The organism is Streptomyces sp. NBC_01006 (assembly GCF_045162725.1).
Taxonomy (GTDB): Bacteria; Actinomycetota; Actinomycetes; order Streptomycetales; family Streptomycetaceae; genus Streptomyces.
In genome coordinates, this window is sequence record NZ_CP108700.1 from 7,867,572 (window position 1) to 7,881,864 (window position 14,293).

The 14,293-nt window shown below is 70.6% G+C and carries 12 protein-coding genes and 1 pseudogene; 6 read left to right on the top strand and 7 right to left on the bottom strand.

Features of this window, described 5'->3' with window-relative positions; all coding sequences use genetic code 11:
* Positions 1–23: 23 nt before the first annotated feature.
* From OG509_RS35825 to OG509_RS35845, 5 genes are all read right to left on the bottom strand, one after another.
* Positions 24–1,016: an Acg family FMN-binding oxidoreductase gene (locus OG509_RS35825; protein ID WP_406186724.1), complete on the bottom strand. Its 993-nt coding sequence runs from the start codon at positions 1,014–1,016 to the stop codon at positions 24–26.
* Positions 1,013–1,408 carry a universal stress protein gene (locus OG509_RS35830; RefSeq protein ID WP_406186726.1) on the bottom strand — a complete coding sequence of 132 codons (396 nt, stop codon included), beginning with the start codon at positions 1,406–1,408 and terminating at the stop codon, positions 1,013–1,015. The genes OG509_RS35825 and OG509_RS35830 overlap by 4 nt, the downstream gene beginning before the upstream one ends.
* 115 nt (positions 1,409–1,523) lie before the next feature.
* On the bottom strand, positions 1,524–2,126 hold the full coding sequence (locus OG509_RS35835) for a CBS domain-containing protein (RefSeq protein ID WP_406186727.1): 603 nt from the start codon (positions 2,124–2,126) through the stop codon (positions 1,524–1,526).
* Positions 2,123–2,416 (bottom strand): CBS domain-containing protein, encoded by a 294-nt coding sequence (locus OG509_RS35840; protein WP_406186728.1) that lies wholly within the window; start codon positions 2,414–2,416, stop codon positions 2,123–2,125. Before OG509_RS35840 ends, OG509_RS35835 begins: the two co-directional genes overlap by 4 nt.
* Positions 2,400–3,050 (bottom strand): CBS domain-containing protein, encoded by a 651-nt coding sequence (locus OG509_RS35845; protein ID WP_406186730.1) that lies wholly within the window; start codon positions 3,048–3,050, stop codon positions 2,400–2,402. Before OG509_RS35845 ends, OG509_RS35840 begins: the two co-directional genes overlap by 17 nt.
* A gap of 246 nt (positions 3,051–3,296) precedes the next feature.
* Between OG509_RS35845 and OG509_RS35850 the strand changes: the two genes are divergently transcribed.
* The 4 genes from OG509_RS35850 to OG509_RS35865 all read left to right on the top strand — a co-directional run bounded on the left by OG509_RS35850 (position 3,297) and on the right by OG509_RS35865 (position 9,569).
* Positions 3,297–4,205, top strand: a complete 909-nt coding sequence (locus tag OG509_RS35850; RefSeq protein ID WP_406186732.1) for a universal stress protein — start codon at positions 3,297–3,299, stop codon at positions 4,203–4,205.
* A complete protein-coding gene (locus tag OG509_RS35855; RefSeq protein WP_406186734.1) occupies positions 4,202–5,071 on the top strand; it encodes a universal stress protein in 870 nt (289 codons plus the stop codon). Before OG509_RS35850 ends, OG509_RS35855 begins: the two co-directional genes overlap by 4 nt.
* Before the next feature lie 7 nt (positions 5,072–5,078).
* Entirely contained in the window at positions 5,079–7,652 is a 2,574-nt protein-coding gene (locus OG509_RS35860) for a cation-translocating P-type ATPase (protein WP_406186735.1), read from the top strand.
* Positions 7,653–7,835: 183 nt separating this feature from the next.
* A complete protein-coding gene (locus OG509_RS35865; RefSeq protein ID WP_406186737.1) occupies positions 7,836–9,569 on the top strand; it encodes a GAF domain-containing protein in 1,734 nt (577 codons plus the stop codon).
* Positions 9,570–9,588: 19 nt separating this feature from the next.
* Here the strand turns inward: OG509_RS35865 and OG509_RS35870 are convergent.
* Positions 9,589–9,945, bottom strand: a pseudogene (locus tag OG509_RS35870) (helix-turn-helix transcriptional regulator); the annotation flags it as partial.
* Between the two features lie 208 nt (positions 9,946–10,153).
* On the opposite strand from OG509_RS35870, the gene OG509_RS35875 reads away from it, so the two are divergent.
* Positions 10,154–10,624, top strand: coding sequence for a pyridoxamine 5'-phosphate oxidase family protein (locus OG509_RS35875; protein WP_406186739.1), 471 nt, complete (start codon positions 10,154–10,156; stop codon positions 10,622–10,624).
* 134 nt (positions 10,625–10,758) lie between these two features.
* On the opposite strand, the gene OG509_RS35880 is transcribed toward OG509_RS35875, so the two are convergent.
* Positions 10,759–11,859: an amidase domain-containing protein gene (locus OG509_RS35880; protein ID WP_406186741.1), complete on the bottom strand. Its 1,101-nt coding sequence runs from the start codon at positions 11,857–11,859 to the stop codon at positions 10,759–10,761.
* Positions 11,860–12,129: 270 nt separating this feature from the next.
* On the opposite strand from OG509_RS35880, the gene OG509_RS35885 reads away from it, so the two are divergent.
* Positions 12,130–14,292 carry a transglycosylase domain-containing protein gene (locus OG509_RS35885; protein ID WP_406186742.1) on the top strand — a complete coding sequence of 721 codons (2,163 nt, stop codon included), beginning with the start codon at positions 12,130–12,132 and terminating at the stop codon, positions 14,290–14,292.
* Position 14,293 lies beyond the last annotated feature (1 nt).

A 14,293-nucleotide genomic window follows, 5' to 3' on the forward strand; every position in this document is an offset into this window, starting at 1 on the left:
ACCGCGGTGGACACTGAAGGTGTCTACTCCCGGATTTCCAGTACCTCGGAGACCGGACGGCGGGGCGTGGCGGTGCCTGCCGGGCCGTAGCCGAGACGGAAGATCATCTGCACTTGTCCCATGGCCGCGACCGGGTCGCGCACCGTCCACCGCAGCTCCGGCCATTCCAGGGGATGGGACGTCACCGAAGTGGCAAGGCCGTCAGCGGTGGCCTGCAGAAGGACGCGCTCCATTGCCTGACCGGCACGCAGCCAGTCGGCTCTCGTGTCCCCCTCGGTGCTGAGCAGAGCCAGCTGTGGCCGCTTCTCGAACACGGCCCAGCCGCGATCCGGTATCGGGTTGGCCCACCCGAAGTCGCGCACGGGCGTGGGGCCACCGGAAGCCTTCGGTCCGAATGCGGCGGCGGGAATGCCGTCGCTAGGTGTGCCCGTGGCGCTCTGTGGGTGGGAGGTCCAGGCCGCGGTTTCCGCCTGGGCGAGCGGATCGATCTCCTCGCGGTGTTCGGCGTCCCGTACCAGCCCGAGCACGGTGTCGATGTGCCAGGTGTCCGGGACGGTGAGCCGGCAGCCCTCCAAGTGGGCCGCGGCCCACAGACCGTCCAGCAGCGCGGTCGGCACCGGCTCCTCGCTGAAGGGGTACCGGCTGGTGTGCCGGCGCCGGACGGCGTCGTGCAGGGAGGCCAGCTCGGGGTCCGCGCCCGTCGCCTCGTCGATGGTCACCGTGGCGAGCAGCCATGGTTCGGCGTCGTCGGGCAAGAGTCGCACACGGACGGGGAGGCCGATCCAGGCCGCGGACACGCGCAGGTTGAACAGCGCCGCCGCGCAACCCAGGTGGAGGCCACGGTGGTTCGGGTCGGTCCGGGGCATGGCGCGTTCCGGATCGCCGTACAGGGCGAGGGCACCGCTGCCGACGTGGAACACGAACTTCCATGGCTGGGCGTTGTGCATGGACGGGGCGGTGACGGCGTCGCCGATGAGCTGGATGACGGTGTCGGGGTCGAGATGTGTTGCGGTCACGGGACTGGTCCTGTCTGTGCGGCCTCCTGGATGGCGGGCTGGCCGATGACGATGCGTCCGTCGACGGCGAGTCGTGGGTACTGCCGCTCCCGGGGACTCAGCAGCTCACGGAGAGTGGTCTCAAGTCCGTCGGCCATCTCGAAGGAGAGGTGCCGGTCGCAGTTGCTGCGCGGGTCCACTCCGAGCACCACCGGTCCGGCATCGTCCGCATTCACGGGCGGACGGTCTTGGCCGTCGACGAGCGGGACGGCGAAGGGCCCGTACTGAGCCCGGTCCACCGCGTGGACGAGTTCCAGCGCCGCGCCGCGCAGTTCGGCCTCGTGGGCGGCCCAGCCGGCTGCGGCGCTGCCGGCGCTCGATCCGTCCAGACCTACCGTGATCCGGTTCGACATGGTGTTCCTCCTGGAGCCGATGGTCGGCTGCTTCCAGACTGTTCCGCTCGTCGTGCCGGCGGGAGGGCCCGAGCGGTCCGACCGGGGACCGATCGGCCCTCCTTGCCCGTTCAGTTCAGTTCAGCTCGGCCCCGGCCTCGGTCCGGGTCAGCCTGTTGTCGACGTCGACGACCCCGTCGACGCTCTGGCAGAGGCGAACGATCACGGGCAGCACTCCGGGCTGGGGCAGGGTGCCACTCAGCGTCACCATGCCGTCTTCGACCTCGACGGTGATGGCCGAAGGGGCGAGGTGGAGTGTCCGGGTGAGGACGTCCTCGATGATCTCTTCCTGTATCGCGTGGTCATGGCGCAGGAAAAGTTGGATCAGATCGCTGCGGCTGAGTATGCCGACCACACGCCCGTCCGAGTCCGCGACCGGTAGCCGCTTGACCTGGTGTCGCTGCATGACCCTGGCCGCGCGGACCACGCTCCACTCGGGCCGTGCCGTGACGGCCGGGCTCGTCATCAGCTCCTCGGCAGTTCTCGCACCGCCGGCGGGCCGCCGACGGAGCAGGTCGGCTTCGGAGACGACACCGACCGGGTGCCCGGTCTCGTCGACGACGGGCATGGCGGTGATGTCGAACTCCTTCAGGAGCCGAGCGATCTCCTTGAAGGCGGTCGCGCGCCGGACGGTGATGACGGTGGGCGTCATCAGGTCCGCGACGCTCCGGTGCCTCATGTCGGCCGACCTCTCATGCGGGCATGGGGGCGGTGAGATCCGCCTTGACGCCCACGACTCCCGATGCGGTGCCGGCGGCGCGCACGACGACGTCCTCCAGCGCGGGGTCCGGGCAGCGACGTGCGCAGGTGGACCTTCAGGGGATCCCCGCGGCCGACGAGACCGACCGGGCGGCCGTCCTCGTCGACCACGGGAAGGCGCTTGAGGTGGCTGCGAGCGATCAGACGCGCTGCAACGGGGATGGTGGCGTCCTTCGTGACGCTCTGCGCCTCGTCACCACGGCATCGCATGGCGAGCGCGGTCGGCTTGAGCTGTTGCCGTGTCGTCGGTTCGGGCGGTGACGCGCGATGCCACGGCGACGACCCCGTCGAGGTGCTCGACGAGGTTGCGCAGTACGGGTAGCTGACTTCGGAGCTCGACCTGGCCGTCCAGAGTGACGATGCCGTCCACCACGTGCACGTCGACGTCACCGGCCGGCACACGGAGTACCTCCGCGAGGATCTCGTCGGTCACTCGCCGACGGATCTCGGAGTCCGGGCGCAGGAACGTGCGGAGCAGGTCGCGGCGGGTGACGATGCCGACGAGGCGGTCCTCCACGTCCACGACGGGGAGGCGTTCGACGCTCCGGCGGGTCATCAGCCGGGCGGCGTCGGCCACTGTTTCTTCGGGGTGGACCGTGACCGCGGGCGCGGACATGACGTCGCCCGCGCTGGGCGGCACGGCCACTGCGCTGTTGTGCCGGGCCGTGTGCGCCAGCAGGTCCGTCTGCGAAACGACACCCACCACACGGTCCTGGTCGTCCAGGACCGGGACTCCCGTGATGTCGTACTGGGCGAGGAGCTTCGCGACGTCCTTGAAGGTGGTGTCCGGCGTCACGGAGGCGACCTCGTCGGTCATCAGGTCCGCCACTTTCATGTGCTTCATGAGGTCCTCCTGCTCCGCCGTGTCCCGCCAGGCCCATGCCCGATGCGGGGTCTGCCCCCACCATCCGTCGGAGCCCGCAGGTGATCGAGGGCCGAACGGTCCCGTCCTGGGGCCCGTAAGGGCCCGCCCAGCCGGGGCGATGGGGACCTTTGGTCCCGGCGGTGGTCCCGGGCGGCCCTCGCCCAGGAGCACCGGCGGTGCCAACGTGAGTGGTGTCCCTCATCGGCTTCTCGGTTGGGAGGAATCGTGGAAAGCGCATTCCGTACCCCGGACACCAGCTCGGTCGTCGTCGGCGTGGACGGCTCGCGGTCGGCGCGCAGCGCTGCCTTGTGGGCGGCCCGGGAGGCCGTACGTCGCGACCGCCCCCTGCACATCGTCTTCGGCGCCGACACCGACGGCCGGGCTCTGTACCTGCCGGCGGAGACCATCGAACGGGTCCGCGTCGAGGGCCGGGAGCTTCTCGACGAGACGGCGAAGGCCGTGTCGGCCGAGTATCCCGGCCTGCCCGTGACCACGGAATTCAGCCGCGCGGACGCCGTCAACAGCCTGCACCGGGCCGGCGGTCTGCACGGCACGATCGTGGTGGGCAACCGCGGCCTGGGGGGTTTCAACTCCCTCATGCTCGGCTCCGTGGGCCTGGATACAGCGGCCATCGCCTCGACGCCCGTCATCGTCGTCCGAGGCATCGACGGGGCCGAGGAGACCGGCAGCGTCCTCGCGGCCGTTCGCGACGAGCACGATCTCGTGATCGCCCGGTACGCCGCCCGGGAAGCCGAGCTGCACAAGGCCTCGCTGCGGCTGCTGCACGTGTGGAACGTGCTCCAGTCCGTCGGCGAGGTGGTCAGCATGCTCGACGGCATCGACGAGATCGCGGGCGGCCACGCGGAGACCCTGCGGGCCGTCACGGACGTGATCTGTGAGGAGTTCCCCGATCTGGAGGTGGATGCCGATGCGGAGAAGAGCATCTCCGTGGCCGGCGTCCTTGTCGAGGCGTCCCGCCATGCCGACCTGCTCGTCATGGGCGGACGGCGGGCCCACGGACCCCTCGGACTCGCCCCCAACCTGGGCAAGACCACGCACAGCCTGGTCCACCACGCCCACTGCCCCGTCCTCCTCATCCCCCGGACCGGCAGCGACTTCGGGGGTCAGCCATGACCAGCCACCGGGCAGGAACCCGGGACATCGTCGTGGGCATCGACCCGGTCAGGGACTGGCACCTTTCCCTGGCCTGGGCCGCCGACGAGGCCCAGCGGCGCCGGCTGCGGCTGCGCCTGGTGCTCGCGGTGCCGCCCCAGCACGACACCCATCACGATCACGTGGACGACACCCCCGACCAGATGTCCCTGCGGCGGGCAGGGGCCGAAAGACTGGCACAGGCCGAGGACTGGGTGCGCAACCGCCACCCCGAGCTGGGTGTCACCGCGGATCTGCTGGGCGGTTTGCCCGCCCCCGTCCTCGGTGGCGCGGCGCGGGACGCCCGCTTGGTCGTGCTCGGCTCCCGCCATCTGAGCCGCACGGCGGAGTTCTTCAGCGCCGGCTCACTCGTGGTCCCCATCACCGCCCAGGCCGCATGCCCGGTCGTCGTGGTGGGCGACGCGGAGCACATCAGCCAGCAGCCGCCCTATGTCGTCGCGGGTATCGACGGCAGTGCGTCCGCCACGGCCGCGCTGGCCTTCGCCTTCGACGAGGCCGACCTCCGGGGCGCGGCGCTGCGGGTCGTCTGCGTCTGGCAGCGGCCGCGGATCATGCTGGACGACGAGGAGGTGGCACTGCGGGCACAGCGCACCCTGCTCTCCGAGGCCGCCGCCGGACTGTCCGAGAAGTATCCGGACGTGCACGTCACCCACGAGGTCCTCACCGGCCACCCGGTCGAGGAACTGGCCCGGGCCGCCGAGCACGCCCTTGCCGTCGTCGTGGGCCGCCGCGGCCGCGGCGGATACACCGGCATGCGGATCGGATCCGTCGTCCATGGCCTCCTGCACCGTGCGCACTGCCCCGTGATCACCGTCCCCACCGGTTGAGCCTGCGATGACCGGCCGAGCGATCGACACGGCCTCTGTCGGCTCCTCCGCCCCGACGGGACTGACACAGGCCGAGGCCGAACGCCGACTGGCCCGCTACGGCCGCAACGAGGTGGCACCGCCCCCACCGACACCGATCCACCAGCGGGTGCTGGTACAGCTCCGCGATCCACTGATCATGGTGCTGCTCGGTGCCGCCCTGCTGACCATCGCGATCGGTGACCACCCGGATGCCGTCATCATCGGCCTGGTGGTCGTCTTCAACACCACCGTCGGGGTTGCCCAAGAGGTCCGGGCGGACCACGCGGTCGCCGCACTCTCGGCACTCTCGGCCCCACATGCCCGGGTGCTGCGCGACGGATCCGGTCGCGAGGTGCCCGCAGCCCTCGTGGTGCCCGGCGACACCCTGCTGCTGAGCGAGGGTGACATCGTCGCGGCGGATGCGGACATCACCGAGGCGTCCTCGCTCCTGATGGACGAATCCATGCTCACCGGCGAATCCGAACCCGTCGACAAGACCTCGGGCGAGACGGTGAGCGCCGGCACCGTCGTCGTGCGCGGCCGGGGTGTCGCCATCGCCACGGCCACCGGTGGGGCCAGCGCGCTCGGCCGGATCGCGGCGCTCTTCGACGGCGGCCACGAGCCGACACCGCTCCAGCGCAGGCTCGCCTCCCTCGGCCGCGTCCTGGCCGCCGTGACCCTCGCCCTGTGCGTGCTGTTCTTTGCCCTGGGCCTCGTGCGCGGGCTCGCGCTGGGCACGATGGCCGTCACGGCGATCAGCCTCGCCGTCGCTGCCGTGCCCGAGTCGCTGCCCGCCGTGGTCACCCTCTCCCTCGCATTGGGCGCCCGCCGCATGGCGTCCCGCGGGGCGCTGGTGAGGCGCCTGCCCGCCGTCGAGACGCTGGGCTCGGTGAGCGTGCTCGCCACGGACAAGACCGGCACCCTCACCGAGGGCCGCATGGTCGTCCAGCAGGTGTTGCTTCCCTCTGGTGCGGTCGGCTTGTCCGGCGCCGGATATGAGCCCTACGGGGACTTGGACATCGAAGGGCGCCCTCTCACGGCCGAGCAGCTGCGACCGGTGCGGGAACTGCTCACTACGGTGTCACTGTGCAATGACGCAGGCCTGAGGCCGCCGGGGGAGAGGTCGGACGTCTGGACAGCCGTCGGAGACCCCATGGAGGCCGCACTGCTGGCAGCAGCTGCCAAAGCCGGCTGTCCGGACCCGGCCGAGCTGCGCCGGACCCACCCCCGTACCGGGGAAGCCCCCTTCGACAGCCTGCGCAAGCGCATGACCACCGTGCACCGGACCCCTGCCGGGACCACCCTCATCTGCCTCAAAGGGGCACCGGAAGCCGTCCTCACCCCGGAACTGCTCGACGATCCGTCCGAGCTCCTGGCCACCACCCGCCGCCAGGCCGCCGAGATGGCCACCGAAGGCTTTCGCGTACTGGCCGTCGCCACCGCCGAACGGACCCGGTCCCCGTCTGCTGCCGAGGCGGAGCACGGACTGCGCCTGCTCGGCCTGCTCGCGATCAGCGACCCGCCGAAAGCGGCAGCCGCCGCCACCCTGGCGGCCTGCCGCGCGGCAGGCATCACCCCGATCCTGATCACCGGCGACCACCCGGCGACGGCCCACGCCATCGCCGTACGCACCGGGCTCGTCGAGGACGGCCCGGCCAGTGAGGTCCTGACGGGCCCGGAGCTGGCCGCAGCTCCGGACACCGACATCACCGAGGTCCGCGTCTTCGCCCGCACCGACCCGCAGCAGAAACTGGACATCGTCCACGCCTGGCGGGCCCGAGGCGCCGTCACCGCGATGACCGGCGACGGAGTCAACGACGGCCCCGCCCTCCACCAGGCCGACATCGGCGTCGCCATGGGCGCCCGCGGCACCGAGGTGGCCCGCCAGGCCGCCGACCTCGTCCTCACCGACGACGAGCTCGCCACCGTGGTCGTGGCCGTGGAGGAAGGCCGCCGCGTCTACGACAACATCCGGCGCTTCCTCGTCTACGCCATGGCGGGCGGGACCGCCGAGATCCTGGTGATGCTCACCGGACCGCTGCTCGGCCTGCCCCTGCCCCTGCGGGCCGGCCAGATCCTGTGGATCAACCTCCTCACCCATGGTCTGACCGGTGTGGCCATGGGCGCCGAACCCGTCGCCCCGGAAGCGATGCGACGCCCGCCAAGGCCGCCGGGCCAGCACATCCTCGCCGCCGGCGTGTGGCAACGCCTCCTCGTCCTGGCCGCGGCCGTGACGGCTGCCAGCCTGCTGGCCGGCGCTGTCGCGCAGGCCATGGACCTGCCCTGGCAGAGCGTGCTCTTCCTCGCCCTGCTCGGGGCCCAGCTGGGTGTGGCACTGGGGCTGCGGACCCGGCTGCTGACCAGGGAGAACCTCTCCCTCCCGGCCGCCGTGGGCGGCTCCGCCCTGTTGGCGATGGCCGCCTTGTACGTCCCTGCGCTGCAGTCGCTGCTGGAGACCCAGCCGGTGGGCTGGTACGGCCTCTGGCTGGCGACAGCTGCCGCGCTCTCCGGGTTCCTCGCCGCCCGGCTCATGCGGGCCGCATTTCGAAGGAGGTCATGATCATGACGTGTACGTACCCGGGGACGGGATCCACGCCGAAGTGGGCGACCGGATCGTCGTGGGCGGCCCCACCGTCGGAACCCCGTACGAATCAGGCCGCACCGGTTGTACGGCACGCCCACTGGGCCGGGATTACCGTGAAGGAAGCGGCACCCCACGGCCGCTGCCGCCCGGAGGTGGGACATGAGCGCAGGCGGTCGGTCCGCCCAGGCGAGCGGTGTGCCACGGCTGCGGCTGGACGAACTGCTCGACGAGCTCCAGGTGCGGATCGACGAGGTCAGAGGCACCCGAGACCGGCTGAACGGCCTGCTCGAAGCCGTCATGTCGGTCGGCCGTGAACTGGACCTGCCGCAGGTGCTGCGCGGCATCGTCGAGGCCGCGGTGGTCCTCGTCGACGCCGAATACGGTGCCCTCGGCGTCATCGGCGACGACCAGAAGCTCGCCCAGTTCCTTCCCGTGGGCATCAGCGAGGAGCTCCGCGCGCAGATCGGCGACCTGCCCTCCGGCCACGGCATCCTCGGCGAGCTGATCCGCCACCCGGAAGCGCTGAGGCTCTCCGAGCTTTCCGAGCACCCCGCCTCGTACGGCTTCCCGGCCCACCACCCCCCGATGCACTCCTTTCTCGGCGTCCCCATCCGGGTCCGCGAGGACGTCTTCGGCAACCTCTACCTCACCGAGAAGCGCGGCGGCACCGACTTCGACCAGGAGGACGAAGCAGTCCTGTCCACCCTCGCCGTCGCGGCCGGTATCGCCATCGAGAACGCCCGGCTCTTCGAGGAGGTCCGGCTGCGCGAGCGCTGGCTGGCGGCCAGCTCCGACATCACCAGCGCCCTGCTCTCCGGCACCCCCCGGGACGAGGTCCTCAGGGGCATGATGGAGCGCGCCAAGGACATCGCGGGCGCGGACATGGGCGTCTTCTACCTCCTCGGCCCCACCGGAGAACTACGCGGCTCCCTCGCCCTGGGAGAAGGCGCCGAGGCACACCGCGACATCATCCTGCCCAGTACCGAGGGCACCCTCGCCGAAGCCGCCCTCGCCAACGACGGCCTGATCACGGTCACGGACGTGGCGACCGACGAAAGGGTCACCGTGCAGACCGAACGCTGGACGGGTTACGGCCCGGCCGTCGCCGTCACGGTCGGCACCAAGGAGAAGCTCAGCGGCGTCATGATGCTGGCCAGGCACCACGGCCGCCCCGTGTTCGCCCCTGCGGAGGTCGCCCCCCTGGCCGGTTTCGCCGGTCAGGCAGCCCTCGCCCTGGAACTGGCCGACCGGCGCCACGACGCCGAGCAGATGAGCCTGCTGGAGGACCACGACCGGATCGCCCGCGACCTGCACGACCTTGCCATCCAGCGCCTCTTCGCCACCGGCATGACCCTCCAGAGTGCGCAACGCTTCGTAGACCATCCCCAAGCCTCCGAACGGCTGGCGCGGGCAGTCGACGACCTCGACGCCACCATCAAGATCATCAGATCCACCATCTTCGGGCTCCGTGAACACGAAGCGCCCGGAACGCCCCTGAAGCTGCGCTCCCGAACCGTCCAGGCCATCGACGAGGCTGCCGCCGTCCTCGGGTTCACCCCTGCACTGCGCATGGAAGGGCTGATCGACACCGACGTTCCCGCGGCCGTGGCCGAAGAGGTCCTCGCCGTCATCGGAGAGGCCCTGACCAACGTCGCCCGGCATGCGCGGGCCACCCGAGCGGAGGTCTCCGTCGCCGCGGCGAACGGCACCCTGACGGTCACGGTGACCGATGACGGCATCGGCCTGCCCGACGGCGGCGGGCGGAGCGGACTGCGCAACCTCGCAGAGCGCGCCGAGAAGCTCGGTGGGAGCATGGCGGCCGCTGCGCGGGGTGCGGGGGAGCGGGGGACCCATCTGGAATGGCGGGTACCGCTGATTCCCCCGTCGCCGTGACCTGAGCCTGCCGACCCGGCTAGTGCTTCGGGTCGCCGATGTCGTGCTCGTGCTCGTGGACCTGGGCCGCGATCACGGCCGCTTGGACCCGCCGTTCCACGCCCAGCTTGCCCAGGAGCCGCGAGATGTGGTTCTTGACCGTCTTCTCCGACAGGTAGAGCTGCTTGGCGATCTGCCGGTTGGTCATGCCCTCGCCGATGAGTTCCAGCACCGCCCGTTCCCGCTCGGAGAGACCGGCAAGCCGAGCGTCCCCGGGCGCCTTGGACACCTCCGGATCGCGCAGCGAATGCATCAGGCGGGCGGTGGTGGCCGGGTCCAGCATGGACTGGCCGGTTGCGACCGTCCGCACCGCGGAGACGAGGTCCGAGCCTTGAACAGCCTCCGTGGTTCGAGTGTGCTTCCAGTCTTGGGGGTCCGGCCCATCGGGGGCATGGGCCCTGTGGCCCCCTCTGGGGTCCGACCGGCCCATGTCCGAACGAGTGCACCCCGGAGACCCTGGCAGGAGACATCCCTCTGCGGCCGCTGCCGCCGAGCCCACGACGGATGCGTGACGGACGTCCTCCTGCTCGACCGAGGTGCCCACGATGAAGAGCCATCGAGTCGGTACGGCCCCCACTCCGGCCGCCCTCCGGACGGCGAAGCGGCGCGTGGAGGATCTGCCTGCCGACGAGGCCCTGAAGCTGCTGGGTTCCGTGGAGCTGGGGCGCATCGTCTTCACCCGGCACGCGCTGCCCGCCGTTCGTCCGGTCAACCACCTTCTCGACGCGGGTGACATCATCGTCCGCGTTCAGGACGGCTCGACGCTCGCAGCCCTGCTCGCGACCCAGGAAGACGCGGGCATCGTCGTCGCGTACGAAGCGGACGCCATCGATCCGCAGTCACACCTGGGGTGGAGCGTGGTCGCGACCGGCTACGCCACTGCCGTCACCGACCCCGCCGAGATCGAGCGCTACGCGAGCCTGCTCCAGCCTTGGGCCGCGGGTACCGGATCGGGCGCCATCCGGATCCGGCCCGACCTGGTCACCGGATTCCGCCTGAGGGAGGACAGCCCGTAGCCGTCTGCCCGCGGCTACCCAGGAGCCGGCTGGGCGGCGACGTCCTGGCCGAGCCCTTGGCGGCTACCTGCGGTGACCCTGGCCGGCTTCTCCTGCCGCGGGGTTCCGCGGCAGGAGAAGCCGAAGGGCACCCGTCAGGTGCGGTACGCGTAGTAGACCGCGTCCGGGTAGGACGCGATGATGCTCGCGAGCGACTTACGGTAGGTGTTGGTGGAGTGGTACGTGAGGTACGGCATTCCGGCGTTGCTGCGGTACGTCACCATCATGGAATGGTCCTTGGACCCGTCCCTGTTGAAGTCCACCTGCACGATGTCACCGACGTCCGTCTGGTAGACGTTGGCCAGGTTGGCGGCCCGCTTGTTGGACAGCGTGAACCATGCCCACTCGTTCGCGCCGACCCAAGAGTCCGTCTGGCGGGGTCCGTCGTACGACCAGTTGCGGTAGTCCGTCGTGGAGCCCGGAACGGGCTTCCAGCCACCCGCCTTGAGCGCCTGGCTGATGAAGTTGGTGCAGTCACCTCCCGCGCCGCTGAACTTGCGGTACGCCGGGTTGTAGCTGCTCCAGTACTTCTCCGCGTACTTGGCCATGGCCGCGTAGTCGTACGCACCACCGGTCTTCGCCTTGGGCTTCGCCGGGGCGGGGTACTTGGTGGACGCGGGCGTGCCGTCCGGGTACTGGTTGCCATCGTCCTTGGCGACGTTCGTCTTGGCCGCCACGGGCTCGTTGATCGCGACGGGGCCGTTGTCCAGGGACTTGATCGAGGTCAGCTCCCAGGCACCGCCCCGCTTGCTGGTGAGGGTCAGTTCGTAGCGCGTCCGGAAGTCGGTCGTGGCCGGCTCGTCCCCGCGCAGTCTCTTGTAGGTGAGCGTGGTGTCCTCGGAGACCTCGACGGTCGCCTTCCCGCCGGTGACCGTGGCCCGGTCCACGGCGACGTGGGTGTTGGCACCCGTGTAGGCCTCGCCGAGCGCCGCCAGGCGCGTCTTACGGGACTGCAGCGACGAGATCGCGGCGTCCTCGTCCTTCTTCAACTGAGCCGTCATGCGCGTCTTCGCGGAGGACGGGCCGGAGTTGCGGTGTCCCGCCTGCTCCTCGACCAGAGCCTGGGTGCGCTGGGAGAGCACCTCGTCGGCTATGCGGGCGAAGGCGTCGACGGTCGCGCGGTCGGCTGCTTCGGGCCCGGAACCCGCACTCGCGGAGTAGGCGAACAGCGTCGCGGACGACAGGGTCACGGTCAAGGCTGCGCCGACGGCAAGCCTGAACCTCTTTGGTATCACTGCTTTTCCCCTTGTCACCCGGTCCACACGAACCGGGGGACGGAATCTTCGCACAACCAGGCGGCTCCTTCGCCTCCTTCGGCGCGTTCCGCTTCGTAGACGGTCACCTGACAGGAATCGCCTTGAGCGCAGGGCGACCTGCCTCCGGTTGTCACCTTCCGCCACTGGCGCCGCACCTCGCGGCCGGAAGCCGATGCCACACACCGACCTCACAGCAAATGCCTCTAGGGTATGCAGGAAAGCGCAGCAAGGGGGGCATTCCTAGTGGGCAGGCAGGATACGTCCGCAAGAGGGCGATCGTGGGGCAGGCGGGCGGCTCCGGAGGGCAGCGGAGCAGCCCCGTCGGGCCGCCGGAGGAAGACCGGGACGCGCCGTCGGCCCCAGGCGGCGGCCGGCTTGCCAGGCGCCCTCGCGCCGGCCGCCGCTGCGGCGCGCACACAACTGCGGCGCCTGCGACCCGCCTTCCCGAGGCCTGGCCGCAGCGGCTGGCGCCGGTGGATACCCTCCTGGCGTCAGTGGCTGGGTGCCTGCCTGTACGCCTTCATAGTCCTGGCGGGCTTCGTCACGTACGCCTACGCGACCACGGACATACCCGAAGACCTCAACTCGTTCGCCACACAGCAGGACAACGTCTACTACTGGGCAGACGGCTCCACGATGGCCCGGACGGGCTGGGTCAGCCGGCAGGAGATGCCGCTGGACAAGGTGCCCGCGAAGGTCCAGGGAGCCGTTCTCGCTGCCGAGAACGCGAGCTTCTACGCGGATCCCGGTGTGTCACCGTCCGGCGTCCTGCGCGCCCTGGGTGCCGCGGCGACGGGGGGCGAGACCCAGGGCGGGTCCACCATCACGCAGCAGTACGTGAAGAACGCCTACCTGAACCAGGACCGCACACTTTCCCGGAAGTTCACCGAGCTCCTGCTCGCCGTGAAACTGGACAACCAGAGGGACAAGAAGCAGATCCTCCAGGACTACCTCAACACCAGCTGGTTCGGGCGCGGGACATACGGGATCCAGCGCGCGTCCCAGGCGTACTTCGGCAAGGACGTCTCGCAGCTCAATGCCGGCGAGGGCGCCTTCCTGGCCTCGCTCCTCAAGGGCGCCGGGCTGTACGACCCGGCCGTCGGCAAGGAGAACCACGAGCGGGCCGTCGAACGCTGGGCCTGGATCCTGGACCGCATGGTCGAGACCGGCCAACTCTCGCGCGCCGAGCGCGCCACCTACACCACGTTCCCCGAGCCCTTGGGGGCCGCGCTCCCCGGCACTCCTGGCGCGCAGACCGGATATCTGGTCGAGCTGGCCAAGGCCTACGCGATCAAGGCGGGCCACATCACGGACTCCGACTTCGACCTCGGCGGCTACCAGATCTACACGACCTTCGACCGGACCCGCATGACGGCCCTGACCTCTGCCGTCCAAAAGGCGCAGAAGGACTTCGACGCCGAGCGGCGTCCCGACACGGACAAACACGCGAAGATCGGCGCGGCGAGCGTCTCCCCCGACGGGCGGCTGCTCGCCGTGTACGGCGGCCCCGACTATCTGAAGCAGGGCTTCAACGAGTCGAACGCGACGACGATCCCGGTCGGCACGGCGTTCACACCGATCGTCTACGCCGCCGCGCTCGACGAAGGGGTGCTCCGCTCACGCGGCAAGACCCGGACGCCCGTCTCCCCCTCCACCACGTACAACGGCGACGACCAGGTCACCGTGCAGACGCCCGAGGGGCCGTACTGGGACCGCAGCGGCAAGGTGGTGAAGGGCCGCAACGACGACGGTCGCAACTGGGGCCAGGTGACGTTGCGCCAGGCCGTCGCCAACTCCGTCAACACGCCGATGCTGCAACTCGGCCTCGACGTGGGCCTCGACGGGGTGCAGTCGTTCGCCCAGCGCGCGGGCCTGCTCGGATCGAGCCTCGGGCCACGGGTTCCCACGTTCGCGCTCGGGGAGAACTCGATGCCCAGCGCGATCCGCATGGCCGGCGCCTACGAGACCTTCGCCGCCGACGGCATGCACACCGACCCCTACTCGGTGCGCTCGGCCAGCCGCAACGGCGCTGCGGTCCCGCTCGACATGCCGCAGCCGACCCGGGCCGTGACGGCCAAGACCGCCCAGGCGGTGACGGACGCCTTGCGGGACGCGGTCACCGAGGGTTCGGCGAAGACGGCGGCCAAGGCGCACGCCGGGGCGGCGGGCAAGACCGGAACGACGGCAGCGAATACGGCGGGCTGGTTCGTTGCGAGCACCGAGCAGGAGTCCACGGCCGTGGTGGTCTACCGGATGTCGCTGACCGACCTGGTTCCGCTGCCGCTGACGGGACTGGGCGGCGACGCCCCGGGCACGCCCGGCAGCGAGCGGGCGGTGCGTCTGTGGACCGACTACATCAAGGCGGTGAAGTAGG